The sequence below is a fragment of the Streptomyces sp. NRRL S-37 genome, from assembly GCF_000721605.1.
Taxonomy (GTDB): Bacteria; Actinomycetota; Actinomycetes; order Streptomycetales; family Streptomycetaceae; genus Streptomyces.
In genome coordinates, this window is record NZ_JOIZ01000011.1 from 82,990 (window position 1) to 108,435 (window position 25,446).

Here is a 25,446-nt window from a genome sequence, read left to right on the forward strand (position 1 = left end):
TGCTCTTCGCGTTCCTCATGCCGAACCAGGTGGAACGTCTCGACGTCCGGGCGTTCGTCCGGCTGCCCGCCGAGGGCATCCTGCTCGTCGCGCTGCTGCTCGCGCTGCCGTCGAGGTGGCGGCGGACCGCGGCGGTGGTCTCGGGCGTCCTGCTCGGTCTGCTGACCGTCCTGAAGTTCGTGGACATGGGCTTCCACCAGGTGCTGGCCCGGCCCTTCGACCTGGTGCTCGACTGGATCCTGCTGGACGACGCGGCGGATTTCGTCCGGGAGTCGTTCGGCCGGGGCGGGCAGGTGCTCGCCGTGGCCGGGGTGATCGTGCTGTTCGTGGCCCTGCCGGCGCTGATGACGCTGGCGACGGTGCGGCTGACCGGTCTGATGGCCCGCCACCGCCCCGTCGCCGTCCGCACGACGCTGGTCCTGGGCGTCGCGTGGGTCACCTGTGTCACGCTGGGCGTGCGGGTCGCCGGTGTGCCGGTCGCCACCAAGGGCACCGCGGAGATGCTGGGCAACCGAGTGGAGCAGGTGCGGGCGGGGCTGCGCGACGCGCGGGTCTTCGAGAAGGAGGCCGCGGTCGACGCCTTCGCGAAGACGCCGCCCGACCGGTTGCTCACCGGGCTGCGCGGCAAGGACGTCCTGTTCACCTTCATCGAGAGCTACGGCCGGGCCGCGATCGACGACCCGGCGATGGCGGGACCGGTCGACGCGGCGCTGAAGGACGGCACCCGCAGGCTCGAGGACGCGGGTTTCGCCTCCCGGAGCGGCTGGCTGAAGTCCCCGGTGACCGGCGCCGGCAGCTGGCTCGCGCACTCCACCTTCCTGTCCGGTCTGTGGATCAAGAACCAGCAGCGCTACCGCAGCCTGACCACCAGCGACCGCATGACCCTGACCAAGTACTTCCGCAAGGCCGGCGACTGGCGGACCGTCGGCATCGTGCCCGGGGTGCGGCGGGCCTGGCCGGAGGGCGAGTTCTTCGGCCTGGACCACATCTACGACTCCGAGCACCTCGGCTACCAGGGTCCGTACTTCAGCTGGACTCCCGTGCCCGACCAGTTCAGCCTGGAGGCCTTCGAGCGGCTGGAGCACGGCAGGAAGGACCGCGAGCCGATCATGGCGGAGATCATCCTCGCCTCCAGCCACAACCCCTGGTCCCCCATCGCGCACATGATCGACTGGGACGATCTCGGCGACGGCTCGGTGTTCCACCGGATCAAGAAGGAGGGCACGGACCCGGAGGAGGTCTGGCAGGACCCGGAGAAGGTGCGTACCGAGTACCGGCGGGCCATCGAGTACTCGCTGAGCAGCATCACCGAGTGGGTCGAGCGGTACGGCGACGAGAACACGGTCCTGGTCTTCCTCGGCGACCACCAGCCGGTGCCCACCGTCACCGCCGGGAGCACCAGCAGGGATGTGCCGGTCACGATCGTCGCCAAGGATCCGAAGGTGCTGGACCGGGTGGACGGCTGGGGGTGGACCGACGGTCTGAAGCCCGCGCCGGACGCGCCGCGCTGGGGCATGGACGAGTTCCGCGACCGCTTCATGACGGCGTACGGACCGCGGGGCGAGGCGGTGCGCCCGTAGGGGGTTCCGGTGGCGGGGCGGGAAAAGCGCAGGCGGGCTCTTGCCCCCGGGCCGGTGGCCTGACTTACTGATCCCGGAAGGATCGACCGAATGATCGGTCGTCTGCACGAGTACGACAGGTGGGAGGACGGCCCCGATGACGGAGGCGGCGGACCTGCTGGACCCGGCGGAACGGCTCGACCTTGAAGGGCTGCGCGCGCTCCAGCTGGAACGGCTGCGGCGTTCCCTGCGGCACGCGTACGACAACGTGCCGTTCTACCGGGAGTCCTTCGACACGGCGGGCGTCCACCCGGACGACTGCCGCTCGCTGTCGGACCTGTCCCGTTTCCCGTTCACCACCAAGGCGGACCTGCGGGAGAACTACCCGTACGGCATGTTCGCGGTCCCCCGCGACCGTATCCGCCGTCTGCACGCCTCCAGCGGCACCACCGGACGCCCCACGGTCGTCGGCTACACCGAAGGTGACCTTTCCCTGTGGGCCGACATGGTGGCCCGGTCCATCCGCGCGGCGGGCGGCCGGCCCGGGGACACCGCACATGTGGCCTACGGCTATGGCCTGTTCACCGGTGGCCTGGGCGCCCACTACGGCGCCGAACGGCTCGGCTGCACGGTGATCCCCGCGTCCGGCGGGATGACGTCCCGCCAGGTGACGCTGATCCAGGATCTGAAGCCCGGGATCATCATGGTGACCCCGTCCTACATGCTCACCCTGCTCGACGAGTTCGAGCGGCAGGGCGTCGACCCGCGCTCCACCTCGCTGCGGGTGGGGATCTTCGGCGCGGAGCCGTGGACGGAGCGGATGCGGCAGGAGATCGAGGAGCGGTTCGCGATCGACGCGGTGGACATATACGGGCTGTCGGAGGTGATCGGTCCGGGTGTCGCGCAGGAGTGCGTGGAGACCAAGGACGGGCTGCACATCTGGGAGGACCATTTCTATCCGGAGGTCGTCGACCCGATCACCGGCGAGGTCCTTCCGGAGGGCGAGCGGGGTGAGCTGGTCTTCACCTCGCTCACCAAGGAGGCGATGCCGGTCGTCCGGTACCGGACGCGGGACCTGACCCGTCTGCTGCCGGGGACCGCCCGGGTGTTCCGGCGGATGGAGAAGGTGACCGGCCGCAGTGACGACATGGTGATCCTGCGCGGGGTGAACCTCTTCCCCACGCAGATCGAGGAGATCGTGCTGCGCACTCCGGGCGTGGCGCCTCACTTCCAGCTCCGTCTCACCACCGAGGGCCGGATGGACTCCCTCACCGTCCGCGCGGAGGCCCGTCCCGGCGCGGACACCACGGCGCGGGAGGCGGCCGCCCGGTCGATCGCGGCGGCCGTGAAGGACGGCGTCGGCGTTTCGGTGGGCGTGGAGATCGTCGACCCGGAGACGCTGGAGCGCTCGGTGGGCAAGATCCGGCGGATCGTGGACCTGCGCGAGAAGCGGGACTGACCGCCCGTCCCGGCTACCCGGCGGCCACGATCCGCTCGACCGCGGCCGTCACCAGCCGTTCGCGCTCGTCCGGGGTGAAGACGTCCGGCAGGGTGAGCTGTTCGACGATCAGCCAGTTCAGCGCCAGGTACAGCAGTCTGACGGCCATGGCGTCGCCGGGCAGGCCCGACTCCTCGTGGTAGCGGACATTGGCCTCGACGTCGGCACGGACCCGCTCGGTGAGCACCTCGCGGAGGTCCGGGCGGCGGGTGGCCTCCAGCCGGAGTTCGAGCAGGGCGAGGTAGCCGGTGCGGAAGGCGGCGATACGGCCGACCAGTTCCCGCATCAGCCCCGCGTAGGTCTCCCGGTCGCGCCCGGCGGCCCGCTGCCGGGCGATGAGCTCCTCGTCGGGCTGGAGCCGCTCGTAGACCCGGGCGCCGGCCTGGGTGAGCAGGTCGTCGCGCGAGGAGAAGTAGTTCGACGCGGTGCCGACGGGTACGGCGGCCTCGGTGTCCACCGCCCTGAACGTCAGCCCCCGGGCGCCCTCACGGGCCAGCACCTCGATCGCCGCGTCCACCAGGGCGGCCCGCCGCTGCTCGTTCCTTCTGACCACTGCCCTCACTCCGCCCGCGGCACCTGCCATCACACCACTTCAGGCAGAGTACTACGCCTGAAGTCGTCAGTCGGCGCGTCACCCCTCCCCGGCCTCCAGCACCGCCATGGCCGCGTTGTGTCCCGGTACACCGCTCACCCCGCCGCCGCGCACGGCGCCCGCGCCGCACAGGAGGACATTGGCGTGCCGGGTCTCCACACCCCAGCGGCCGGTGCCCTCCTGCGTGTGGGGCCAGGACAGCTCGCGGTGGAAGATGTTGCCGCCGGGCAGTCCGAGGTCGCGTTCCAGGTCCAGCGGGGACCGGGCCTCCAGGCACGGGCGGCCGTCGGCGTCCGTGGCCAGGCAGTCCGCGAGGGGCTCGGCGAGATGGGCGTCGAGCTGGGCGAGCGTCGACTTCAGCAGTTCCTCGCGCACGGCGTCGTTGTCCCGCTCGAACAGCCGGGCGGGGGTGTGCAGTCCGAACAGGGTGAGGGTCTGGTAGCCCCGGGCGGCCAGGTCCGGGCCGAGGATCGTGGGGTCGGTGAGCGAGTGGCAGTAGATCTCGGACGGCGGGACGGCGGGCAGTTCGCCGGCGGCGGCCTGGGCGTGGGCGGCGGCCAGTTGCCCGTATCCCTCGGCGATGTGGAAGGTGCCGGCGAACGCCTCGCGCGGGTCGACGGAGGGGTCGCGCAGCCGGGGCAGCCGCTCGAGGAGCATGTTCACCTTGAGCTGGGCGCCCTCGGCGGGCGGCGGGGGTGTGTCGCCGGTGAGCCTGGCGAGTTCCCGCGGGGAGGCGTTCACCAGGACGTGCCGCGCGGCGGTGACGCCCTCGCCGTCGGCGGTGCGGTGGGTGACCTCGGCCGTGCGGCCGTCGGTGTCGACGCGTACCGCCTCATGGCCGGTGGCGATGACCGCGCCGGCGGCGCGGGCGGCGTCGGCCAGGGCGTCGGTGAGGGCGCCCATGCCGCCGACGGGGACGTCCCAGGCGCCGGTGCCGCCGCCGATGACGTGGTAGAGGAAGCAGCGGTTCTGCTTCAGCGAGGGGTCGTGGGCGTCGGCGAAGGTGCCGATGAGGGCGTCGGTGAGGACGACGCCGCGCACCAGGTCGTCGGCGAAGCGCTCCTCGACGGCGACGCCGAGGGGTTCCTCGAAGAGGGTCTGCCAGGCCTCCTCGTCGCCGACGGCGCGGCGCAGTCCGTCGCGGGTGGGCAGCGGCTCGGTGAGGGTCGGGAAGACACCGCGGGCGACGCGGCCGGTCATCTCGTAGAAGCGCCGCCAGGCCCGGTACTCGCTCCCGGAGCCGGTGAGCCGGGCGAACGCCTCGCGGGTGCGCTGCTCACCGCCGCCGACGAGCAGCCCGGTGGGCCGTCCGTCGCGTTCGACGGGGGTGTACGAGGAGATGCTGCGGGTGATCGGCCGGAAGTCGAGCCCCAGGTCCCGGACGATCTTCCGGGGCAGCAGGCTGACCAGGTACGAGTACCGGGACAGCCGTGCGTCGACACCGGCGAACGGGCGGGTGGACACCGCCGCCCCGCCGGTGTGGTCCAGCCGCTCCAGCACCAGCACGGAGCGCCCGGCCCGGGCGAGGTAGGCGGCGGCGACGAGGCCGTTGTGGCCTCCGCCGACGATGACGGCGTCGTAGGTCCGGGTTGCCTCGGGTGCGGTCATGGTCCTTCGTAACACGCGCCGGTCCGCACCGGCCAGACACTCGCCGCTCCGCACCGGCCGGACACACGCCGGCGTCTCACGCCCCGCCGGCCGCTCACCGCTGCCGCAGCGCCGTCATCCGGCGGTACAGGCCGGCCGCCTCCGCGCCGCGGCCCAGCCGCTCCAGGCAGTGGGCCTCGTCGTCGCGGGCGGCGAGGGTGTCGGCGTGGTCCGCGCCGAGGACGCGCTCACGGGCCTCGGCGACCCGCCGGTACTCGGTCAGCGCGTCCGCCCAGTGACCCAGCCAGCCCAGCCCGACGGCCACCTCACGGCGGCTGACCAGGGTGTCCGGGTGATCGGCGCCGAGGACCCGCTCGCGCAGCGCGCACACCTCGCGGGACTCGGCGAGGGCGTCCGCCCAGCGGCCGAGCCGGCCGAGGTTGACGCCGATGCCGTGCCGGGCGCGCAGGGTCTCGGGGTGGGTGGGTCCCTGGACGCGGGTGCGGTCCACGACCAGGGCGCGGTAGAGGTCGAGGGCCTGGGCGGTGCGGCCCAGCCGGCCCAGGCTGATGCCGGTCTCGTAGCGGGCGGCGAGGGTGTCGGCGTGGTCCGGGCCGAGGGCCCTGGCGCGGGCCTCGGCGACCTCGCGGTAGATCTCCAGGGCCTCCGCCCAGCGGCCCAGCCGGCCGAGGGTGTAGGCGACGTCGTAGCGGGTGACGAGGGTGTCGGGGTGCTCGGGTCCGAGCACCCGGGCGCGGTCGGCGGCCACCTCGTACGCCATGGCGTACGAGTCCTCCGGGCGGCCGAGCCGGCCGAGGTTGAAGGCGAGGTTGTGGCGGCAGCGCAGGGTGTCGGGATGGTCGGGGCCCATGGTCCGCTCGCGGGCGGCGAGCACCGACAGATAGACCTGGTGGGCGTCGAAGGGGCGGCCCAGCTGGGCGAGGACGTACGCCATCTCCTGACGGGCGGCGAGGGTGTCGGGGTGGTCGGCGCCGAACGCGCGGATGCGGGCCTCGGCGACCCGCTTGTAGACGCGCAGCGCGTCGGCGGCGCGGCCGGTGCGGCTGAGGGTGAACGCGACCTCGTAGTGGCTGGCGAGGGTGTCGGAGTGGTCGGGGCCCAGGAGGTGCTCGCGCTCGGCGGCGACCGCGCGGTGCACCTCCCCCGCCTCCGTCCAGCGGCCGAGGCGTCCCAGGCTCAGGCCCGCGTTGTGCCGTCCGGCGAGGGCGGTCAGCGTCTGTGGTGAGGGCGCGGGCGGTTCGTCCGCCGCGGGCCGCGCGCGGGAGCCGGTGGCGGGGCGGGCGGTCCACTCGCCGGACAGGCCGGCCGCCGGGTCGGGGGGTGTGGTGCGCAGCCCGGCGCCCGCCGCCTTGTGTCCGGTGGTCATGCCGCGGGTCCAGGACGGCAGCCGGGCCGCGCGCCCCACCGGCTCGGGCTCCTCGAGGAGATACGGGCGGACCGCGCCCGCGGGTGCGCCGGGCGGGCCCGCCGGGCCCGGCACCGCCGCCGGCACGGCCGGCGCGGCCCGCAGCGCGCCGACCCGGCGGGCCAGTTCACGGGCGCTGTCCGGCCGCCCGCCGGGCTCCTTGGCCAGCAGGTCCAGGATGATGCGCTCCAGCCGCTCGGGCAGGTCGGCGCGGTGGCCGCGCGGCGGACGGGGCGGGGTGTCGCGGTGGCCGACGAGGACCGCCCAGGCGTCGTCGAGGTCGAACGGCGGCACGCCGGTGGCGATCTCGTACAGCACGCAGCCGAAGGAGTACAGGTCGCTGCGCCGGTCCACCTCCGAGCCGCTGATCTGCTCCGGCGACATGTAGTGCGGGGTGCCCATGGCGACGCCGGTGCCGGTCAGCCGGGACGTGAAGCCGATGTCGTGGCCGAGGCGGGCGATGCCGAAGTCGCAGATCTTCACCGTGCCGTCGTCCAGCCGCACGATGTTGGCGGGCTTGAGGTCCCGGTGCACGACGCCCTGGTCGTGGGTGTAGGCGAGGGCCTCGGCGACCTGCCCGGCGATCTCCACCACCTCGTCGACCGGGAGCGGGTGCTGCTTGTTGTCCTCCAGGAGCTGGCTGAGGTTGCGGCCCCGGAGCAGCTCCATCACCAGGTAGAGCACGCCCTCGGACTCCCCGAAGTCGTGGACGACGGTGATCCCCCGGTGCTGCAGTGCCGCGGCCACCCGGGCCTCCCGGCGGAACCGCTCGCGCAGCACCCGGCCGAACGACCGGTCCTGCTGCGGGCCGACGGGTTTGAGGCACTTCACGGCGACCTGCCGTCCCAGTGACTCGTCCCGTGCCCGCCACACCTCCCCCATGCCGCCGCGTCCGATCCGGTCGATCAGCCGGTACCGGCCGTGGATCAGCCTGCTGTCCCCCATCGCGCCTGCCCGCCCCCGTCGCAGTCCGCCCCGCCCTCCCCTGGCTCGTCCAGTATGGCGACAACTCGCCCGAGTTTGTACGGTGCCGCGACTCCTGGTCCGCTTCGCCCGCCGGCGGGTCAGTTCAGGGTGGCGAGGAACTCCGTGCAGGCCCGTGCGCAGGCGCGGCACGCCTGTGCCGTCTGCTCCGCCCCGGAGTGATCGTCGAACACCTGCGCGCTCTCCAGGCACACCTGGCGGCACCACTCCACCTGGATGCGGATGGTCGCCTCGTCCACCTGGTTCTGCTCGGACAGCACCCGGCAGGTCGCGTCGCAGACCTCCGCGCACAGGATGCCCTTGCGTCGTACGAGTTCCTGGTTCTCGGTCCCGTCCGGGTCCACGAGGCTCGCCCGCGTCGCGCAGGACCGCGCGCACTCGGTACATGTCTGGGCGCACGCGAAACGGTCCTCCAGGAACCGGAACAGCTCTTCCTGGGATGTCGTCGTCACATCACGCGGGTAGCCGCCGTACCGGCGGTCAAACCCGGTGGCCGCAAGGGTTCCGCGCGGTTCCCGGGGCTCCGTGCCACACACCCGTGCGGCGCCGTGAGGTGGGCGGGTTGGCGGACGGGACCGGGGGTACCCGCGGGTCATGATGAACACCGCGTGGATGGAGACGGCCGACCTCGCCGCGGGCCGCGGCGCCCTCGGTGCGGGGCTCGTGGTGGCGGGGGTGGTGGTCGTGGCGCTGCTGATCGGCATGTTCGTCCTCGGCAGCCGCCGGGTCAGGAAGGGCGAGGGGAGCCGGCCCGGCCCGGAGGAGCAGCCCCGGATGCCCGAAGGGGGCCCGGTCCGGGAGACACGGGAGCGGCGGGAGCCGGACGAGGTGCCCAGGAGTGACGAGCGGCTGCTGCCGCACGAGTTGAAGGGTCACGGCAACGCCGGCAGCCGTACGAGCGCGTCGCAGGAGCGGCCCCGTTGGGACGAGGGCGGCAGCGGGGCGTTCGGCAGCGGCGGGCCGGGGGGCCGCTGACCGTCCCGCTCCCCGTCGGCCCGTCGCCGACGGCCACGCGACGTCGTACCCCAGGGAAGTGAGAACCATGGCAGATTCCGCCCGCAACGCCCTGCCGCTGCCCGATTACGACCATCTGCCCATCGGGGGCCTGGAGAGCCGGATCCGCTCGCTGTCCGCGGGCGAGGTCGAGGAGCTGCTGGCGTACGAGCGTGCGCACGCCGACCGGGCCACGGCGACCGGACTGCTGAAGGCCCGGCTGGAGCAGCTCGACGCGGGTGCCGAGCCGACGTCCGGCGACCCCGGCGCTCTCCGTCCCGAGCAGGGCGCCGGGCGGGCCGGGTCCCCCGTCTCGCCCGCCACCTCGCCGCAGCCGTCCAGCCCGCCGCCGCACGGCACCCCGGACCAGCGGGGCAAGCCGAAGGGCGACCGTACGTAGGCAGGGCCGGCCACCGCCCCCGGGGCGGGCCGTATGTCCGTCGACCGCTGTGATGCGGTCGACGGACATACGGCCCGCCCTTTCGCGTGCCCGAGGCGGGCGTGCCCGAGGTGAGGCGGATCACAGCATTCAGGTGCATCGTTTCGCCGGGTCATGAGTCTTTGTCTCAGGTGTAAGGGGTTGTTCGGACACGGGGCGGTGGGGATGGAGCGGTTTCGGGTGGACGGCTTCGACGAGTTCGTGGCTGCCCGCTGGTCGGCGCTGCTCCATGTCGCGCGGCTGCTCACCGGCGGTGACCGGCAGCGCGCCGAGGACCTCGTCCAGGAGGCCCTGGTGAAGCTGTGGTTCGTCTGGCCGAGGGTCGCCGAGCAGGCCCCGGAGGCGTATGTGCGCCAGGTGCTGGTGCGGATGGCGGCCCGTTCGGCCCGGCGCCGCTGGTGGGGGGAGCGCCCGGTGGACGAATTGCCCGACCGGGCCGGGCCGGGCGACGTGTCGTCGGCCGTCGCGGAGCGCTCGCGGCTGGAGGCCGCGCTGGCGCTGCTGCCGCCCCGGCAGCGGGCCGCCGTGGTGCTGCGCTACTGCGAGGACCTGCCCGAGGGCCAGGTGGCGCAGGCCCTCGGCTGTCCGGTGGGCACCGCGCGCTCCCACGCGTCGCGCGGTGTGGCGCGGCTGCGGCAGATCCTGTCCGACACCGTCAGGCCCGTGGGGTGAGGGGAGAAGCGATGGACGACTTCGAGCGTGAGCTGACGCGCATGATGCGTGACGGCGGGCAGCCGGCTCCCTTCCGGTCCGAGCACCAGGAGCGCCTGTACGAGGGCATCCGGGCCCGCCGCAGGGCCCGGCTGCTGTGGCGGGCCGGCGGCTCGGCCCTCGCGGTGGCCGGGCTGAGCGTCGGGCTGGCCCTGCTGCCCGGCGCCGGCTCCCGGTCCCTGCCGGCCGACCGCGGCCCCCTGCCGGCGACCGGTCCGACGCCGCCGCCGGTGTCCCCGGGGCCGACGACGTCCGCCCCGGCCACGGACCCGAGCGTGTCGTGGCCGCCGACGCACACGCCCGGGACCACGGACACCGGGAGCACGGACACCGGCACCACGTCACCCGGGTACCGCGGCACGCAGACCTCTCTCCCGTCGTCCACCGCGCCGGGCACGACCGCACCGCCACCGGTCTCCACCGCACCGCCGACCGCCCCGACGCCCACGTCACCCGCGCGAAGGCCCTCCGTATCGGCGGGAGAGGAGTCGGCCGGGGAGGAGTCGGCCGGCGGCGGCTAGCCCTTTTCGTCCCCGCCCGTGGGCGCCCCCGCCCACGGACCAGTTCCCCCGACCACCACTCGGGCGCGGCACGCCCCTGCCGGGGCCCCTCACGCCGTACGCCGGAAAGAGACCGTGAACCCGTCATGAGAACCGCGAGGCGGTCGGCACCGACCGACCGCCGATCCTCCGCCACGTCCGCCACGTCCGCGGCGCAGGTGGCGCTGCCGCGCCGGGCGCCGCTGCCGGCGCACCATCCGGAGCCCGTCCTGGACGTGGTCGTGCCCGTGCACAATGAGGAGAACGACCTGGAGCCCTGTGTCCGGCGGCTCCACGCGCACCTCGCGGAAACCTTCCCCTACGCCTTCCGGATCACCGTCGCCGACAACGCCAGTACGGACCGCACCCCGGCGATCGCCGCGCGGCTGGCCCGGGAACTGCCCGGAACGGAGTGGATACGGCTGGCCGAGAAGGGCCGCGGCCGGGCCCTGCACACCGCCTGGTCCCGCTCGTCCGCGCCGGTGCTCGCCTATCTGGACGTGGACCTGTCCACCGATCTCGCGGCCCTGCTGCCGCTGGTGGCCCCGCTGATCTCCGGACACTCGGACATCGCGATCGGCACCCGTCTGGCCCGCGGGTCGCGGGTGGTGCGCGGCCCGAAGCGGGAGATCATCTCCCGCTGCTACAACGGACTGCTGCGCGGCACGCTCGCCGTGAGGTTCAGTGACGCGCAGTGCGGTTTCAAGGCGGTGCGGCGGGATGTCGCCGAGCGGCTGCTGCCGCTGGTGGAGGACCGGGAGTGGTTCTTCGACACCGAGCTGCTGGTGATCGCCGAACGCGCCGGGCTGCGCATCCACGAGGTGCCGGTGGACTGGGTGGACGACCCCGACAGCCGGGTCGACATCCTGTCCACGGCGCTGGCGGACCTGCGCGGCATGGCCCGCCTCGGCCGGGCGTTGGCCGGCGGCCGGCTGCCGCTGGCGGCGCTGCGCCGCCCCGGGGAACTCGACGAGTCCGCCGGGCTGCCGCCCGCGCTGGTCCCCCAGATGCTGCGCTTCGCCGCCGTCGGGGTGGCCAGCACCCTGTTCTACCTGCTGCTCTACAGCATGCTCCGGCCCGCCGCGGGTGCCCAGGCGGCCAACGCGCTCGCCCTGCTGGCCAGCGCCGTCGCCAACACCGCCGCGAACCGGCGGCTCACCTTCGGGGTGCGCGGCCGGACCGGGGTGCTGCGCCATCAGCTCAAGGGGCTGGCGGCGTTCCTGGTCGGCCTCGCCCTCACCAGCGGTTCGCTGGCCGTGCTGCACCGCGCGGCGCCCGGGGCGGGACCCCGGGTGGAGCTGCTGACGCTGGTCGCCGCCAACCTCGCCGCGACCCTGCTGCGCTTCCTCCTTCTGCGGGCCTGGGTGTTCCCCGGCCGACGCTCCCGCCGTACGACAGGATCCCCGACCTCATGACCACCGCCCCGACGAGCCAGGCCGGCCCGGCCCCGTCCCCCGTGCCCCCGCCCGGCACCGCCCCGCCGGCCGCCCCGGACCCGCGCGAGCGGCTGCGCCGCGCCGCCGTGCGCTACGGGCCCGTCCTCGCGACGTACGGCGTGCTGAAGCTGGTGGGCTTCGCCGTCTTCATGTACCTGCTGGACTCGGCCGGCGACTTCCGCGAGAAGCATCCGCGCTTCGGCGGCGGCGCCCACACCTGGGACGTGCTGGGAAGCTGGGACGGCTGGTGGTACCAGCAGATCGCCCTGCACGGCTACGACCCGGCGCTGGAGCCGATACCCGGCGCCACCGGGCTGATCACCCTGGAGGGCAACTCGGCGGCGTTCTTCCCGCTGTACCCGGCGCTGATGCGGATGGTCTCGGAGGTCACCGGGCTCGGCCCGTACGGCGCCGGGATGACCGTGTCGGTCGTGTTCTCCTTCGTCGCGGCGCTCGGCATCCACGCCGTCACGGCCCGGCTGGGCGGGTACCGGGCCGGTCTGGTCGCCGTGGGGCTGTGGGCGGTGTGGCCCGGCTCCGGCGCGGAGTGGGCGGTGTACTCCGAGTCCGTGTACACGGCGCTGGCCGCCTGGGCCTGCTACGCCGTGATGACCCGTCACTGGCTCACCGCCGGGGTGCTGACCTTCACCGCCGGGCTCGCCCGGCCCACCGCCGTCACCCTGGTCGCCGCCCTCGCCGTCGCCGGGCTGTTCGCGGTGTGGCGCCGCGAGGAGGGCATCCGCCGCCCGCTGACCGCGGTGGCGATCGCCCCGCTGGGCGTGGCCGGCTATCTGGGCTGGGTGGGCTACCGGATGGGCGACTGGGGCGGCTACAACAAGCTCCAGGACGGCGCCTGGGCCCACAAGTTCGACTGGGGCCGGCACACCCTCGACGTGCTCACCTCCGTACCGGTGGGCCACTCCGACTATCTCTTCGCGATGCCGTTCGAGGACATCATCGGGGTCGGGGTGGTGCTGCTGGTGCCGGTGCTGACGGTGCTGCTGATACGGCTGCGCCCGCCCGCCGTCCTCGTCGTGTACACGGTGCTGTCGTACCTGATGGTGATGGCCACGCAGCAGTACTTCGGCAACGTCTCCCGCTATCTGCTCCCGCTGTTCCCGCTGTTCGTCCCGCTCGCCCTGGCCATGCGCCGGCTGAAGTGGCCCTCGCTGGCCGCGGTGCTGGGCACGGCGGCCCTGGCCTCCGGCTCGTACGCGGGATACGTCCTGTTCGAACTGGGCGTGCCGTAGGGGGGCGTGGCCGGCCGGGCGGGACGCCCGTGCGGTGCGGCGCGCGGCGTCAGATCCTTCCGATGCCGAGCGTGGTCTCGCGAGGCAGCATGCCTGAGCCCAGGACCTCCAGCCAGAGGGGGCCGAGGAGTTCGGCGAGCCTCGCGGTGGCCTGGTCGCCGAGGGTCCGCCAGGGGGCGGCGGCCAGTGCGTCGGTGCGGCGCTCGACCTCGGCCCGCAGGGTGCGGCCCGCGTCGGCCGCGCACGGACCGGTGAGGCCGAGTCGTGCGGTGCGGGACGGGCCTACCGTGGAGAGGTGGACGCCGGGACGGTGACGCTGTTCCTGTGCGGGGACGTGATGCTCGGGCGGGGGGTCGACCAGATCCTCCCGCACCCGGGCGACCCCGCACTGCGGGAGGACTTCGTCCGGGACGCGCGCGGCTATGTGGAGCTGGCGGAGGCGGTGAGCGGCCCGGTTCCCCGGCCGGTCCCGTTCTCGTGGCCGTGGGGCCGGGCGCTGGAGGTGCTCGGTGAGGCCGCCCCGGACGTGCGGATCGTCAATCTGGAGACCTCGGTCACGCGGAGCGACGCGTTCGCGCCCGGGAAGGCCGTCCACTACCGGATGAGCCCGGCCAATGTGCCCGCCGTGGAGGTGGCGCGGCCCGACGTGTGCGTCCTGGCCAACAACCATGTGCTCGACTTCGGCCGCCCCGGGCTCCGGGAGACGCTGGAGGTGCTGCACGGCGCGGGGCTGAGGACGGCGGGCGCGGGACGGGACGCCGACGAGGCGTACGCGCCGGCGGTGGTCCCCGCCGGGGGCGGCCGGGTGCTGGTGTTCGCCCTGGGGATGATGTCCAGCGGCATCCCGCCGAGCTGGACGGCGACGGAGGAGCGGTCGGGGGTGGCGTTCCTCGCGGAGCCGTCGGCCGCCGCGGCGGAGGCGGTCGTCCGGCGGGTGCGGCAGGTGAAGCGTCCGGGGGACGTCGCGGTGGTGTCCGTGCACTGGGGTTCGAACTGGGGCCACCATGTGCCGCGGAGCCATGTCGGCTTCGCCCACGTACTGGTCGACGGAGGTGTGGACGTCGTCCACGGCCACTCCTCGCACCACCCCCGCCGGGTCGAGAGGTACCGCGGCCGGGTGATCCTCCACGGCTGCGGCGACTTCGTCGACGACTACGAGGGCATCACCGGCTACGAGGAGTACCGCGACGACCTGCGGCTGGCCTGGCTGCTGTCGGTGTCCCCGGACGGCGGGCGCCCGTCCGGGCTGCGCATGGTGCCGCTGAGAACGCGGCGGATGCGGCTGGAGCCCGCCGCGGCGGACGAGCGGGCCTGGCTGCGGGAGACGCTCGACCGGGTCAGCGGCGTGGACATCGTCCTCGGCCCGGACGGCGCGCTCGCCCTCGCCCCGCGGTGACCGTTCCGGCCGTGCCCGGCGGGGGCGCCCGGGCCCGGCCGAGGCGGGAGGTCCCGTAGGACGGACGACGTCGCGCACACGGCCGGGCACACCGGTCCGCCGCCGCGCACGGGCGCCTTCACGGACACCACGGTGCGCGGCGGCCGCAGGGCGTGCGCGACGGCCGCGCGGGCCGCCGCGACCGGGCGCTCGCCGCCCTCACCGGCACGGCCCCGCGGCTCGGCGTGCGGGCCTTACGCCGTCTGCGGCTGCAGGAAGCGGGCCAGCAGGTCGTCCAGACTGACCATGCCGGTGAGCTGCCCGGAGCCGTCGCGGACCACGGCCAGCGAGGCCCGGTGACGGCGCAGCAGGTCGATCGCGTCGGCGACCGTGGCGTCGTCCGTCAGCTCGGGCACCGGGCGGGCCAGGGCGCGGGCGCCGGCCGCCCGTCCCCGGGCGCGGGCCACCACGGCGTCCCGGGCGTGCACCGCGCCGAGGACCGTGCCGTGCTCGCGGACCAGGAGCCGGGTGCGGTCGTGTTCCGCGGCGACGCGCAGGATCTCGTCGACGCCGGCGCCGCCGTCCACCGAGACGATCCCGGACGCCGGCACCTGCAGTTCCCGTACCGGGGTCTGGGGTTCGGTCAGCGAGCGCGTCAGCAGCTCCGAGTCCGTCTCGCTGATCAGGCCGAGCCGCTCGGACTCCGCCACCAGACGGGTGAGCTGCTCCCGGTCGTGGACGGGGGCGAGCTCGTCGCGCGGGGTGACCCGGCACAGCCGTACAAGGGCGTTGCTCATCCTGTTCAGCACCGAGATCAGCGGGCGTACGGCCTTCACCACGGCCCGGAAGGGCGGCGACAGCAGCATCGCGGACCGCTCGGGGTGGGCGATGGCCCACGACTTGGGGGCCATCTCGCCGACCACCATGTGCAGGAACACGACCACGGCCATGGCGACGGCGAAGGCGACGCCGTAGCTGACCGCGCTCGGCAGGCCCAGTTCGTGCAGCAGCGGGTCGAGCTCGTGGGAGATCGCGGGTTTGGACACCGAGCCCAGGCCCAGGGTGCACACGGTGATGCCCAGCTGGGCCCCGGCCAGCATCAGGGACAGCTCGCGCATGCCGGCGAGGGCGGCACCGGCGCCTGCCCGGCCCTCGGCCGCGGCCTTCTCCATGCGGTGCCGCTTGGCGGCGACCAGCGCGAACTCGGCGGCCACGAAGAATCCGCTGCCGATCAGCAGCAGCACGGTGACGAAGAGCGCCATCGGGAAACTCATGCCTGCTCCTCCGTCTCAGGGGCCTGCCGCCGGATCCGTACCCGGTCGGGTACGTGCCGGTCGAGGGTGCGTACGTCGATCACGGCGGCGGTGCCGTCGGGCAGTCCGACCGTGAGCCGGTCCCCGATGGCGGGGAAGCGGCCGAGCCGGTCGACGATCAGGCCGGCCACGGTGTCGTAGTCCTCCTCCTCGGGCAGTTCGACGCCGGTGGCCTCGGCCACCTCGTCCAGCCGGCGGCCCGCGTCCACCAGCCAGCCGTCGCCGTCCGCGACGGCGACCCGGGTGACGGTGTCGGTCTCGTCCGCGATGTCGCCGACGAGTTCCTCGGCGATGTCCTCGTAGGTGACGATGCCGGCCACGCCGCCGTGCTCGTCCAGGACGACCGCGAACTCGTCGTCCCGTTCCCTCATCTGGGTCACGGCGTCGGGCAGCGGGAGGGTGTCCGGCAGCAGCAGCGGGCGCCGGGCGAGGGCGCCGGCCGTGGTGGCGGCGAGGCGGTCCGCGGGCAGGCGCATCAGCTCGGCCACGCCGAGGACGCCGCCGACGTCGTCGGGGTGGTCGCCGAGGACGGGGTAATTGGAGTGGCCGTACTTGGCGATGAGGTCGACCGCCTCGGCGGCGGTGGCGTCCTCGCGGACGAAGACGGCGTCCACGCGGGGCACCATCACCTCGTCCAGTGTCCGGTCGGAGAACTCCAGGGCGTGGTCGAGCAGGGCGGCGGTGTCCTTCGGCAGGGCGCCCTGTTCGTGGGACTCGCCGATCAGGTGGCCCAGCTCCTCCAGGGTGGCGCCGTGGTGCAGTTCCTCCACCGGTTCGATGCCGACCCGGTGCAGCAGCCTGTTCGCCGCGCCGTCGAAGACGCGCACGAGGGGGCCGACGACCTTCAGGTAGGCCAGCGTGGAACCGGCCAGGGCCTTCGCCAGCCGCTCGGGAACGGCGATGGCCAGGTTCTTCGGGGCCAGCTCGCCCAGCACCATCTGGACGACCGTGGCCAGCACGAAGGCCAGGACGACCGCGATGCCGCTCACGGCCGCGCCGGGGAGGCCCAGGCCTGACAGGGCGGGCCTCAGCAGGGCGGACACCGAGGGCTCGGCGATGAAGCCGACGACCAGTCCGGTCACGGTGATGCCGAGCTGTGCGCCCGACAGCATGAAGGACAGCCGCTCCAGCACCTTCAGGGCGCGGGCGGCCTTGCGGTCCCCGGCCTCGGCCTCGCGCGCCAGGGCGAGGCGGTCGGCGGAGACGTAGGCGAATTCCTGGGCGACGAAGTATCCGGTGCCGGCGGTCAGGACGAAGACGGCCAGCAGGCCCAGGAGGGCGTTCGCGGCACTCATCGAACACCATCCCGCCGTGTGCCGTGCTCAGGGAATGCCTGGCGGGATGGTCCGGGACTGTGTCCCGGGGGGTCCGTCGGTCTGGCGGACACGTACGTGCTCCTTCTATGGGTGTGCGAGTACACAACGGCTCTGGCCGTAACGGTGTTCCCGGACGTGGGACGACACGACTGGAAGGGGAAGCAGGTCGTCCTGCCCCCACGCCCACTGTAAAGGAAACGCAAAGTTCCCTCGGGTCGGCCCCCTATGCCTCTACTCGCTTGTAGAAGTTATATCGCGCGCCGCCCCGCGCGCGACACCCCCTTCACGAAACACGCGCACACCCAAGGAGTCGACGCCACCACGGCGCCCAAACGTTTGCCCGGCTCGGTCGGCGGGGCCGGGGGTGCGGTCGCGGCGGAGGGCGTGGACGAGATCGGGAACTCCTTCGAGGGCGAGGGTGAGGGCGAGGAGGAGTAACTTCTACATTACTGTAGAAGTTACGGCGCCCGGCACACTTCGGCCCGGGCGCCTCCCGACCCGTACGGAGTGCTCATGGCCCTGTGGGACCGCCTCAAGGAGTCCGCGTCGACGATGCAGACCCAGTTGACGGCCAGGAAGAACGATCTGAAGAGCGGCGCCTTCCGCGACGCGAGCATGGCGATGTGCGCCCTGGTGGCGGCGGCCGACGGCACCGTCGATCCGTCCGAGCGGCAGCGCGTGGCCCAGCTCATCGCCGCCAACGAGGTGCTGCGGAACTTCCCCGCCGACGACCTGCGCCGCCGTTTCGAGGACAACATCGACAGGCTGACCGCCGACTTCGCCTTCGGCAAGGTGAGCGTCCTGCAGGAGATCGCCAAGGCGAGGAAGAAGCCCGCCGAGGCGCGGGCGGTCGTCCAGATCGGCATCGTCATCGGCGGCGCCGACGGCGACTTCGACAAGAACGAGCGGGCCGTGGTCCGCGAGGCGTGCTACGCCCTCGACCTGCCGCCGCACGAGTTCGACCTCTGAGCGGCCCCGGCCCCGCGGCGGCCGGCCCGCCGCGGGGTCAGAGGGGTGTGGCCGCGTGCAGGATGAGAACCATCGTCACGGCGGAGTTCGCGGACGACATCGCGGAGACGGCGGTCCCCGCGGCGGCGCCCCATGTCGCCAGGCCGACCAGGGTGAACAGCGACGGCCAGTGGCGCACCGCCGGGGCGGGTCCGAGCAGGGCCGCCACCCGGCGCGGCACCGGGCCCGCCGCGGCCAGGCCGGCCAGGGTGGTGACCGGGGTGCCGCGCGAGACCAGGGCCGCCTTGCCGATCGCCCGGGCCACCGTGCGGCGGCTGCCGACCGTCCGGGCCGCGTCCTCGTCCGCCCACCGCTCCGCCGTGTACGCCACCGCCGTGCGCAGCGGCCGCAGGAAGGGGTTGGCGCGTGCGGCCAGCTGGACGGTGAGCAGGAAGCGGTGGTGGCGGGCGGTCAGGTGGGCGCGTTCGTGGGCGAACAGTGCCCGGCGCTCGGCCGGCTCCAGGCAGTCCAGCAGCGCCGTGGTCACCACCACGCGGTCCCGCCGGCCGCCGGGCAGCGCGTAGGCGTAGGGCACGTCGTCCGGCAGGATTGCGGCCTGCGTCTCCGGCAGCCCGGCCAGCGCCCGGTGGGCACGGCGGCGTACCCGCCCGTGCCGCCACAGCGTCCGCCCGCACGCGGCCAGCACCGCGCCCAGGGCGGGGATCGCCACCTTGCCGGCCACCTCGTCGAACGGCACCGCCGCGCGCACCTCGGGGTCGGACCAGCCGTCGGGCAGCGGGTTGCCGGGCAGCTGGGCGGTGCCGACCACCATCACCAGGCCCAGGCACAGCGTGCTGCACACCGCCATCACCGCGGCCACCCCGGTCAGCAGCCGGGTCGCCGTGCGCGGGTGCAGATGCTGCTCGGCCAGGCGCGCGATCGGCCACGCCGTCAGGGGCAGCACCAGCGGCAGAAAGACGAACACCCCCATCGCGGCCTCAGTCTTCCCCTTCGTCCCCCGACCGGCCCAGCAGCTCCCGCAACAGCCGCTCGTCGTCCGGCCCGAGACCGGTCACGAAACTGGCCAGCACCGCCTCCCGGTCGCCCTCGGCGTCCAGCACCCGGCGCATCCTGTGGGCGGCCAGGCCCGCCTGGTCGGAGGCGGGCGTCCAGACGAAGGACCGGCCCGCACGCTCCCGCGTGACCGCCCCCTTGGCCAGCAGCCTGGTCAGGATGGTGATGACGGTCGTATAGGCGAGACCGCCACCCAGACGCTCCCGCACCCAGCCGGCCGTCGCCGGGCCGTCCGCCTCCCGCAGCGCCGCCAGGACCAGCCCTTCCAGCTCACCCTGCCCCCGCCGCCGGGAACCCTCCCGCTGCTCCGCCACGCCCCGCCTCCCTTCCACCGCCGTCCGTTTCCCGCGCGGACATCGTATAGACGCCCCCGGAACCCGTACGCCACCCCCACACCCCTCTACAGTGATGTAGATTCTGCCCGGGCCGCCCGTGCCTCGGAGAAGGAGCAGTGCACCCATGTTCGGACTGAGCGAGCTGGCCGTCATCCTCATCGTCGTCATAGCCGTCCTCGCCGCCAAGAAGCTCCCGGAACTCGCCCGCTCGGCGGGCAAGTCGGCCCGCATCCTCAAGGCCGAGGCGCGCGCGATGAAGGAGCAGGACAAGGCTCAGGAGGCGCCCGCGGCCCCACGGATCATCCAGGGCGGGACGCTGCCGCCGCCCGCCCCCCGTTCCGGGCGGACCGGCGACACGCCTCCGGGGGACCGTCCGGCCGGGTGACGGGCCGAAGGTCCCTCGGACGAGGCCGGGCGGCCCATGGCGTCTCCCCCCGGCCGGGCCCACGCTGGCATCAGGGGCACCGAAGCCGCCATCCGGCTGTGGCGGCGGGCACGGAAGGAGACGGGCGATGACTTCCACCACCACGCTGAGCGCGGGTCTCCCGGCCGCGTACCGCGAAGAACTGATGCGGTACGCCCGCGAGGTCTCCTTCCCGGCCGGGGTGCGCCTGTTCGAGGAAGGACGGCGCGCCGACCGGTTCTGGATCGTCCGGACCGGAACCGTCGCCCTCGACCTCCAGGTCCCCGGTCACCGCGCGGCCGTGATCGAGTCGCTGGGCCACGGCGAGCTGATCGGCTGGTCCTGGCACCACCCGCCGCACACATGGCACCTGGGCGCCGGGACCACGACCCCGGTGCGGGCCTGGGAGTTCGACGCGGAGGCCGTACGGGCGCTGTGCGAAAAGGACCCCGGGTTCGGCCGCGTGATCGCCGTATGGGTCGGCCGGGTGGTCGCCCAGCGGCTGCACGCCACCCGGGTCCGGCTGCTCGACCTGTACGCCCCGTACGGCAGCGGAAGCAGTTGACGGCCGTGAACGGCGGTCCGGCCGGCCCGTGCGTTCCCGGCCCCGGTGGGGTGCGCGGGCGGCGGGCCGGGCGACCGCCTCGTGTTCGTCACCGGCGAGCGCGGGCAGCGTCGCGGAGACGGGGTCCGGCAGGCCGGCCCGCGGGGAACGGTGCTTGTACGGGGCGAGGCGGAGCGGTGCCGGGCCGGCCCGGTGCCCGGTGAGCGGCCTCGGTCCGGTCGCCGGGCACGAACGGCTCGTACAGACCGGTCCGGCCTCGTGGGCGCCGCCGCGGGAGACGGTGTCCGTGCGTACCGAGGCCTGGACGGTCACCGGACGCGGGCTCAGGGAAGCGGCGGCCGTCAGCGGCCCTCCTGCCGCAGCCGGTCCTGGACCTGGGTGGCGATGACGGCGGCCTGGATGCGGCGCTCCACACCGAGCTTCGCCAGCAGCCGGGAGATGTGGTTCTTGACCGTCTTCTCGGCCAGGTACAGCCGCTGGCCGATCTGGCGGTTGGTCAGTCCCTCACCGATCAGGGCCAGGATCTCGCGCTCCCGGTCGGTCAGGCCGGGCAGCGCGTCCGGCTGTTCCTCCTCTTCCTTCCGCCGACCGCCGCGCAGCCGGGCCATCAGCCGGGTGGTGGCGCTCGGGTCGAGCAGCGACTGGCCGCGGGCCACCGTGCGGACGGCGGTCACCAGGTCGGAGCCGCGGATCTGCTTGAGCACGTATCCGGAGGCACCGGCCATGATCGAGTCGAGCAGGGCCTCCTCGTCGTCGAACGAGGTCAGCATCAGACAGGCCAGGTCGGGCATGGCCGAGCGCAGCTCGCGGCACACGCTCACCCCGTCCCCGTCCGGCAGCCGTACGTCCAGGACCGCGACCCGGGGGCGCAGGGCGGGAACGCGGACCAGGGCCTGCTCCGCGGTGGCGGCCTCGCCGACCACGGTGATGTCCGGTTCGTCGTTGAGCAGGTCGTGCACCCCTCGCCGGACCACCTCGTGGTCGTCCAGCAGGAAGACCCGGATCGGGCTGTCGGGTCCGGGCTGCTCGCCGTCCGCCATCGGTTGCTCCTCGTTCCACGCTGTGTGATCGTCCACGCCGTCCGGAATCCCCGGCCCTCACATCCTGCGCAATGCCGGGCCGGAAGGCCAGGGCCGATCGGCCCCACTCGCGCGGGCGGGAGCGAGGGGGCGTCTTCGCCGGTGAGGTGCCGTCCTGCAGGGCGGGGACTACGCCGCGCGGACGGCCGTGGCCAGGGCCTCTCCGACGGCCCGGGCCCCCGCGGCGTTGGGGTGCAGGGGTGCGGCCGGGCGGGCGGGGAGCAGGCCCTCGATGTAGCGGTCGGCGGGGGCGGCGCAGATGTCGTGTCCGATCCCCAGGGTGTAGGTGTCGACGAAGGTCGCGCCGTGCTCCTCGGCCGTTCGCCTCAGTACGGTGCCGAGGTGGTCGACCACGCCCTGGATGTAGTTGGCGTCCTGCTTCCAGAAGGGCTGGACGGGGTGGCAGCCGTCGGTGCGGAGGTAGTTGCCGTAACCGACGACGAAGACCTCGGCGTTCGGTGCCCGCCGGGTGATCTCGTCCAGGGCGGTACCGAAGACCGGTGCCCAGGCGTCGATGCGGGCCCTGATCCTGTCGGTGCCGCCCGCGGTGTTCTCCTGCGCGCAGCTGGTGCCGTGGGGCGGGGGCAGGAAGTTGACGCAGTCCAGCGCTTCGCCGAAGACGTCGGCGTCGTTGCCGCCGATGGTGATGCTGACGATGTCGGCGGCGGGGGTGAGCGCGTCGTACTGGGGGGCGGTGCCCGGGTACTGGGACGTGCTCAGGTGGCCGGTGGTGGCGGCGGAGCAGGTGACGTCGGTGAGGTGCGCGCCGAGGGCCTCGGCCGCGATGTGCGGGTAGCCGGCCAGGGAACGCAGGCACATCGGGTCGTCCGGATCGGGCGGCGGCACCAGCGGCGCGGCCGCGTAGGAGTCGCCGAGCGCGACGTACCGCGGGGGTTCGGCCGCGGCCGGCGCGGCCGTGACCGGTACCACGGCCGACAGGGCACCGGCGAGCAGCGCGGCGACCAGGACTGCGCGCAGGGTCGTCTTCAAGGACGCCTCCGTCCGCGGGGCGGAATGTATGTGGGTATACCTCGCGATGAGCATGCCCGAGCGGGCGTGCCGCCGCACGGCGGACCGCGGCTGGGTACTCCTGCCGGATGACGGCGTGCGGCACGGGTCCCGCTGCTCGCCGCGGCCGGTGCGGCCACCGGCGCCGTCCGGCGCGGCGGGCCGGGACCCTCCCGCCGGCCGGCACGGTGTGTGCGGGGGCCGGCTCCGCCCGGCGGGGGCGTTCAGTCGCGGCGCAGCAGGACGAGCTCGCGGTTCATCTCACCGAGGAACCGGACGATCACCGTGAGCTCGTCGGGCGTGAAACGGCCCCGCGCGGTGTCGGTGCTCCGCGCGAGCGGCCGGAAGTACTCCCTGACCAGCCCTCTGGCCGCCTCCGCGAAGTGCAGGTGGACCACGCGGCGGTCGTCGGCGGCCCTGACCCGGTGGATGTGCCCCGCCCGCTCCAGCCGGTCGACGCACGCGGTGACCGCGCCGGAGGTGAGGTTGAGCTGCCTGCGCAGCCGGCCGGGCGTCATGGGCTCGCCCGCGCCGTCCGCGCCGGCGTCCAGGATCGCGATCAGGGCCTGCACATCGGTGAGGTGCAGGCCGTGCGCGTGGGCGAACTCCTGAGCGACACGGTTGAACTCGCTGTTCATCCGACGCAACAGCACGGCGAACGACTGCAGACCCGTCGGGTCGTCCACGTGAAGAGGCGTCGAAGGGGTATCCGGGTCACTCATGACCCCAGTATAGGATCACTCGATCATTGAGATACTTATTCATCGACACACTTCTTCCCCCTGTTGAGGATGTTCATGAGAACCGCACCGCGCCGGGCCCGGTGGGCCGTACCCCTCGTCCTCCTGCTGGTCTGGCTGGGCGTGGGAGGAACGCTCGGGCCGTACGCGGGCAGGCTGGGCGAGGTGGCCACCAACGACCAGGCCTCCTTCCTGCCGCGGAGCGCCGAGTCCACCAAGGTCCTGGAGGAGCGTGAGGCGTTCGGCCAGTCCGAGACCCTGCCGGCCATCGTGGTCTGGACGACGGACGGGGACCAGGTCACCGAGGCGCAGCGGGCGGCCGCCACCGGCTCCGTCGGCGCGCTCGCCGGGAGCGCCGGGATCGCCGGCCGGCCGTCACCGGCCCTGCCCTCCGACGACGGCCGGGCGCTCCAGGCCGTCGTCCCGCTCGAGCCCGAGCTGGGTGAGGAGCTGCCCGCGGTCCTCGACGAGGTGCGTGCGGCGGCGCGGAAGGTGCCGGGCACCGAGGCGCGGATCGCCGGCCCGGCCGCGAGCCAGGCCGACCTGTCGGACGCGTTCGCGGGCATCGACGGACTGCTGCTGGGCGTGGCGCTCGCCGCCGTACTGGTGATCCTCCTGCTCGTCTACCGCAGTGTCCTGCTGCCCTTCCTGATCATCCTCGGCTCCGTCCTCGCCCTGGGGCTGGCCTGCGCCGTGGTCTACGCGCTGGCGGAACGGGACGTGGTCCGCGTCGACGGACAGGTGCAGGGCATCCTGTCCATCCTGGTGATCGGTGCCGCCACCGACTACGCCCTGCTGCTGGCCGCGCGCTTCCGCGAGGAACTCGCCGTGCGCGAGGACCGGGCCGCGGCCGCCCTGGCGGCGGTGCGGCGCTCGTTCGGCGCGATCACCGCGAGTGCCGCCACCGTGGCGCTCGGGCTGCTGGCCCTGCTCGCCAGCGACCTCACGAACAACCGCGCCCTCGGACCGGTCGGCGCCATCGGCATCGTGTGCGCCGTGCTCACCACCCTCACCTTCCTGCCGGCCGTGCTGGCCCTGCTCGGCCGTACCGCCTACTGGCCGTCCCGCCCGAAGGCGTCGGACGCGTCCGCGGAGGGCCACGCGGTATGGCGCCGGGTCGCCGCGCGGGTGGACGCGCGGCCACGCCTCACCTGGGTCGTGACCGGGCTCGTCCTCGCCGCCCTGGCGGCCTTCTCCCCCACGCTGTCCGCGAAGGGCGTGCCGCTCGACGAGATCTTCGTGAACGACGCCCCCTCCGTCGCCGCCCAGGAGACGGTCGGCGAGCACTTCCCCGGCGGCTCGGGCAACCCGGCCGTGATCATCGCCGACGCCGGCCACGCCGACGCGGTGACGGCCGCCGCGAGGGACACCGCGGGCGTGGCGTCGGCGGGCGCGGTCTCCGCCTCGGGGCAGCCCGGTGCCGGTGAGCCGCAGGTCGTGGACGGACGGGTCCGTATCGACGCCACGCTGGAGGCGGCGGCGGACAGCGACGCGGCCAAGGAGACCGTCGCGCGGCTGCGCGACAACGTGCACGCCGTCCCCGGGGCCGACGCCCTGGTCGGCGGGTACACGGCCCAGCAGTACGACACCCAGCGGACCGCCGCGCACGACCGCACGGTGATCGTCCCCGTCGTGCTCGGCGTCATCCTGCTGATCCTCGTCCTGCTGCTGCGCTCGCTGCTCGTACCGGTGCTGCTGGTGGCGACCGTCGCGCTCAACTTCCTGGCGACGCTGGGGGTCTCCTCCCTCGTCTTCGAGCACCTCCTCGGCTTCGGCGGCACGGACGCGTCCGTCCCGCTCTACGGGTTCGTGTTCCTGGTGGCCCTCGGCGTCGACTACAACATCTTCCTGATGTCCCGGGTGCGCGAGGAGGCGCTCGCCCTCGGCTCGCGGCAGGGTGTGCTGCGCGGACTGACCACGACCGGCGGCGTGATCACCTCGGCGGGTGTGGTGCTGGCCGCCACGTTCGCGGCCCTGACGGTCATCCCGCTGGCGTTCCTCGTGCAGATCGCCTTCATCGTGGCCTTCGGCGTCCTGCTCGACACGCTCGTGGTCCGCTCGCTGCTGGTGCCCGCGCTCGTGATCGACATCGGCCCCCGCGCATGGTGGCCCGGCGCCCTGGCACGCGGGAAGACCGCGCCCGCCGGGGAGCCGGAGCCGTCGGCGTACGGACCACGGCGGTGACCTGAGCGGCGCGCAACCCGGCAGCGGCGCCGACACGGGCCGGAACCCGCTGCCGGGCGTGTTCGGCAGCGGACGCCCGTGCGCACCATGGC

General features: G+C 73.9%; 24 protein-coding genes and 1 pseudogene. 13 read left to right on the forward strand and 12 right to left on the reverse strand.

What is annotated here, in order from left to right; genetic code table 11:
- Positions 1-17: 17 nt before the first annotated feature.
- Positions 18-1,580 carry a sulfatase gene (locus IH50_RS0117885; protein ID WP_037872522.1) on the forward strand — a complete coding sequence of 521 codons (1,563 nt, stop codon included), beginning with the start codon at positions 18-20 and terminating at the stop codon, positions 1,578-1,580.
- A 136-nt stretch (positions 1,581-1,716) separates the two neighbouring features.
- Positions 1,717-3,018: a phenylacetate--CoA ligase PaaK gene (paaK, locus tag IH50_RS0117890; protein ID WP_030862693.1), complete on the forward strand. Its 1,302-nt coding sequence runs from the start codon at positions 1,717-1,719 to the stop codon at positions 3,016-3,018.
- 13 nt (positions 3,019-3,031) lie between these two features.
- On the opposite strand, the gene IH50_RS0117895 is transcribed toward paaK, so the two are convergent.
- The 4 genes from IH50_RS0117895 to IH50_RS0117910 form a co-directional block, all read right to left on the reverse strand.
- Positions 3,032-3,610, reverse strand: a complete 579-nt coding sequence (locus IH50_RS0117895; RefSeq protein ID WP_030862695.1) for a TetR/AcrR family transcriptional regulator — start codon at positions 3,608-3,610, stop codon at positions 3,032-3,034.
- A 78-nt stretch (positions 3,611-3,688) separates the two neighbouring features.
- Complete coding sequence (locus tag IH50_RS0117900; protein ID WP_030862696.1) at positions 3,689-5,257, reverse strand: phytoene desaturase family protein; 1,569 nt, start codon at positions 5,255-5,257, stop codon at positions 3,689-3,691.
- Positions 5,258-5,351: 94 nt separating this feature from the next.
- Positions 5,352-7,607, reverse strand: a complete 2,256-nt coding sequence (locus IH50_RS0117905) for a serine/threonine-protein kinase (protein WP_030862697.1) — start codon at positions 7,605-7,607, stop codon at positions 5,352-5,354.
- Between the two features lie 119 nt (positions 7,608-7,726).
- Positions 7,727-8,098: a hypothetical protein gene (locus tag IH50_RS0117910; RefSeq protein ID WP_030862700.1), complete on the reverse strand. Its 372-nt coding sequence runs from the start codon at positions 8,096-8,098 to the stop codon at positions 7,727-7,729.
- Positions 8,099-8,243: 145 nt separating this feature from the next.
- Between IH50_RS0117910 and IH50_RS0117915 the strand changes: the two genes are divergently transcribed.
- The 6 genes from IH50_RS0117915 to IH50_RS0117940 all read left to right on the forward strand — a co-directional run bounded on the left by IH50_RS0117915 (position 8,244) and on the right by IH50_RS0117940 (position 13,014).
- Positions 8,244-8,621, forward strand: a complete 378-nt coding sequence (locus IH50_RS0117915; protein WP_030862703.1) for a DUF6479 family protein — start codon at positions 8,244-8,246, stop codon at positions 8,619-8,621.
- Positions 8,622-8,688: 67 nt separating this feature from the next.
- Complete coding sequence (locus IH50_RS0117920) at positions 8,689-9,039, forward strand: hypothetical protein (RefSeq protein WP_030862704.1); 351 nt, start codon at positions 8,689-8,691, stop codon at positions 9,037-9,039.
- A 204-nt stretch (positions 9,040-9,243) separates the two neighbouring features.
- Complete coding sequence (locus IH50_RS0117925; protein WP_030862707.1) at positions 9,244-9,750, forward strand: SigE family RNA polymerase sigma factor; 507 nt, start codon at positions 9,244-9,246, stop codon at positions 9,748-9,750.
- Between the two features lie 11 nt (positions 9,751-9,761).
- Positions 9,762-10,310, forward strand: coding sequence for a hypothetical protein (locus tag IH50_RS42050; protein WP_063759496.1), 549 nt, complete (start codon positions 9,762-9,764; stop codon positions 10,308-10,310).
- A gap of 125 nt (positions 10,311-10,435) precedes the next feature.
- Positions 10,436-11,743 (forward strand): bifunctional glycosyltransferase family 2/GtrA family protein, encoded by a 1,308-nt coding sequence (locus tag IH50_RS0117935; RefSeq protein ID WP_030862713.1) that lies wholly within the window; start codon positions 10,436-10,438, stop codon positions 11,741-11,743.
- Positions 11,740-13,014 carry a membrane protein gene (locus IH50_RS0117940; protein ID WP_030862715.1) on the forward strand — a complete coding sequence of 425 codons (1,275 nt, stop codon included), beginning with the start codon at positions 11,740-11,742 and terminating at the stop codon, positions 13,012-13,014. Before IH50_RS0117935 ends, IH50_RS0117940 begins: the two co-directional genes overlap by 4 nt.
- Before the next feature lie 49 nt (positions 13,015-13,063).
- Here the strand turns inward: IH50_RS0117940 and IH50_RS39850 are convergent.
- Positions 13,064-13,255: pseudogene (locus tag IH50_RS39850) on the reverse strand (helix-turn-helix domain-containing protein); the annotation flags it as partial.
- A gap of 96 nt (positions 13,256-13,351) precedes the next feature.
- On the opposite strand from IH50_RS39850, the gene IH50_RS0117945 reads away from it, so the two are divergent.
- Positions 13,352-14,410 carry a CapA family protein gene (locus IH50_RS0117945; protein WP_051767361.1) on the forward strand — a complete coding sequence of 353 codons (1,059 nt, stop codon included), beginning with the start codon at positions 13,352-13,354 and terminating at the stop codon, positions 14,408-14,410.
- 233 nt (positions 14,411-14,643) lie between these two features.
- Here the strand turns inward: IH50_RS0117945 and IH50_RS0117950 are convergent, their stop codons facing one another.
- Together IH50_RS0117950 and IH50_RS0117955 are read right to left on the reverse strand one after the other, a co-directional pair.
- The gene (locus IH50_RS0117950; RefSeq protein ID WP_030862721.1) at positions 14,644-15,663 is read right to left on the reverse strand and encodes a CNNM domain-containing protein; all 1,020 of its coding nucleotides are present in this window, start codon (positions 15,661-15,663) and stop codon (positions 14,644-14,646) included.
- Positions 15,660-16,997: a hemolysin family protein gene (locus IH50_RS0117955; RefSeq protein WP_030862724.1), complete on the reverse strand. Its 1,338-nt coding sequence runs from the start codon at positions 16,995-16,997 to the stop codon at positions 15,660-15,662. Before IH50_RS0117955 ends, IH50_RS0117950 begins: the two co-directional genes overlap by 4 nt.
- 534 nt (positions 16,998-17,531) lie before the next feature.
- On the opposite strand from IH50_RS0117955, the gene IH50_RS0117965 reads away from it, so the two are divergent.
- Complete coding sequence (locus tag IH50_RS0117965) at positions 17,532-17,987, forward strand: tellurite resistance TerB family protein (protein WP_030862728.1); 456 nt, start codon at positions 17,532-17,534, stop codon at positions 17,985-17,987.
- 37 nt (positions 17,988-18,024) lie between these two features.
- Here IH50_RS0117965 and IH50_RS0117970 read toward each other — a convergent pair whose 3' ends face one another.
- Together IH50_RS0117970 and IH50_RS0117975 are read right to left on the reverse strand one after the other, a co-directional pair.
- Complete coding sequence (locus IH50_RS0117970) at positions 18,025-18,957, reverse strand: M56 family metallopeptidase (RefSeq protein WP_030862731.1); 933 nt, start codon at positions 18,955-18,957, stop codon at positions 18,025-18,027.
- Positions 18,958-18,964: 7 nt separating this feature from the next.
- Positions 18,965-19,354 carry a BlaI/MecI/CopY family transcriptional regulator gene (locus IH50_RS0117975; protein ID WP_030862734.1) on the reverse strand — a complete coding sequence of 130 codons (390 nt, stop codon included), beginning with the start codon at positions 19,352-19,354 and terminating at the stop codon, positions 18,965-18,967.
- A 145-nt stretch (positions 19,355-19,499) separates the two neighbouring features.
- Between IH50_RS0117975 and IH50_RS37775 the strand changes: the two genes are divergently transcribed.
- Positions 19,500-19,760: a twin-arginine translocase TatA/TatE family subunit gene (locus IH50_RS37775; RefSeq protein WP_037872516.1), complete on the forward strand. Its 261-nt coding sequence runs from the start codon at positions 19,500-19,502 to the stop codon at positions 19,758-19,760.
- A gap of 127 nt (positions 19,761-19,887) precedes the next feature.
- On the forward strand, positions 19,888-20,343 hold the full coding sequence (locus IH50_RS0117985) for a Crp/Fnr family transcriptional regulator (RefSeq protein WP_030862751.1): 456 nt from the start codon (positions 19,888-19,890) through the stop codon (positions 20,341-20,343).
- Between the two features lie 341 nt (positions 20,344-20,684).
- Here the strand turns inward: IH50_RS0117985 and IH50_RS0117990 are convergent, their stop codons facing one another.
- From IH50_RS0117990 to IH50_RS0118000, 3 genes are all read right to left on the reverse strand, one after another.
- Positions 20,685-21,383, reverse strand: a complete 699-nt coding sequence (locus IH50_RS0117990; protein ID WP_030862754.1) for a response regulator — start codon at positions 21,381-21,383, stop codon at positions 20,685-20,687.
- Positions 21,384-21,551: 168 nt separating this feature from the next.
- On the reverse strand, positions 21,552-22,412 hold the full coding sequence (locus tag IH50_RS0117995; protein ID WP_030862757.1) for an SGNH/GDSL hydrolase family protein: 861 nt from the start codon (positions 22,410-22,412) through the stop codon (positions 21,552-21,554).
- 242 nt (positions 22,413-22,654) lie between these two features.
- Positions 22,655-23,152 carry a MarR family winged helix-turn-helix transcriptional regulator gene (locus IH50_RS0118000; RefSeq protein WP_051767356.1) on the reverse strand — a complete coding sequence of 166 codons (498 nt, stop codon included), beginning with the start codon at positions 23,150-23,152 and terminating at the stop codon, positions 22,655-22,657.
- Positions 23,153-23,227: 75 nt separating this feature from the next.
- On the opposite strand from IH50_RS0118000, the gene IH50_RS0118005 reads away from it, so the two are divergent.
- The gene (locus tag IH50_RS0118005) at positions 23,228-25,354 is read left to right on the forward strand and encodes an MMPL family transporter (RefSeq protein WP_030862763.1); all 2,127 of its coding nucleotides are present in this window, start codon (positions 23,228-23,230) and stop codon (positions 25,352-25,354) included.
- Positions 25,355-25,446 lie beyond the last annotated feature (92 nt).

Coding starts and splice junctions, on each gene's coding strand:
- IH50_RS0117905 (WP_030862697.1), bottom strand. CDS start 7,607: ATGGGGGACAGCAGGCTGATCCACGGCCGGTACCGGCTGATCGACCGG.
- IH50_RS42050 (WP_063759496.1), top strand. CDS start 9,762: ATGGACGACTTCGAGCGTGAGCTGACGCGCATGATGCGTGACGGCGGG.
- IH50_RS0118005 (WP_030862763.1), top strand. CDS start 23,228: ATGAGAACCGCACCGCGCCGGGCCCGGTGGGCCGTACCCCTCGTCCTC.
- IH50_RS0117940 (WP_030862715.1), top strand. CDS start 11,740: ATGACCACCGCCCCGACGAGCCAGGCCGGCCCGGCCCCGTCCCCCGTG.
- IH50_RS0117955 (WP_030862724.1), bottom strand. CDS start 16,997: ATGAGTGCCGCGAACGCCCTCCTGGGCCTGCTGGCCGTCTTCGTCCTG.
- IH50_RS0117885 (WP_037872522.1), top strand. CDS start 18: ATGCCGAACCAGGTGGAACGTCTCGACGTCCGGGCGTTCGTCCGGCTG.
- IH50_RS0117985 (WP_030862751.1), top strand. CDS start 19,888: ATGACTTCCACCACCACGCTGAGCGCGGGTCTCCCGGCCGCGTACCGC.
- paaK (WP_030862693.1), top strand. CDS start 1,717: ATGACGGAGGCGGCGGACCTGCTGGACCCGGCGGAACGGCTCGACCTT.
- IH50_RS0117990 (WP_030862754.1), bottom strand. CDS start 21,383: ATGGCGGACGGCGAGCAGCCCGGACCCGACAGCCCGATCCGGGTCTTC.
- IH50_RS0117970 (WP_030862731.1), bottom strand. CDS start 18,957: ATGGGGGTGTTCGTCTTTCTGCCGCTGGTGCTGCCCCTGACGGCGTGG.
- IH50_RS37775 (WP_037872516.1), top strand. CDS start 19,500: ATGTTCGGACTGAGCGAGCTGGCCGTCATCCTCATCGTCGTCATAGCC.
- IH50_RS0117925 (WP_030862707.1), top strand. CDS start 9,244: ATGGAGCGGTTTCGGGTGGACGGCTTCGACGAGTTCGTGGCTGCCCGC.
- IH50_RS0117900 (WP_030862696.1), bottom strand. CDS start 5,257: ATGACCGCACCCGAGGCAACCCGGACCTACGACGCCGTCATCGTCGGC.
- IH50_RS0117915 (WP_030862703.1), top strand. CDS start 8,244: ATGAACACCGCGTGGATGGAGACGGCCGACCTCGCCGCGGGCCGCGGC.
- IH50_RS0117945 (WP_051767361.1), top strand. CDS start 13,352: ATGCTCGGGCGGGGGGTCGACCAGATCCTCCCGCACCCGGGCGACCCC.
- IH50_RS0117965 (WP_030862728.1), top strand. CDS start 17,532: ATGGCCCTGTGGGACCGCCTCAAGGAGTCCGCGTCGACGATGCAGACC.
- IH50_RS0117950 (WP_030862721.1), bottom strand. CDS start 15,663: ATGAGTTTCCCGATGGCGCTCTTCGTCACCGTGCTGCTGCTGATCGGC.
- IH50_RS0118000 (WP_051767356.1), bottom strand. CDS start 23,152: ATGAGTGACCCGGATACCCCTTCGACGCCTCTTCACGTGGACGACCCG.
- IH50_RS0117920 (WP_030862704.1), top strand. CDS start 8,689: ATGGCAGATTCCGCCCGCAACGCCCTGCCGCTGCCCGATTACGACCAT.
- IH50_RS0117935 (WP_030862713.1), top strand. CDS start 10,436: ATGAGAACCGCGAGGCGGTCGGCACCGACCGACCGCCGATCCTCCGCC.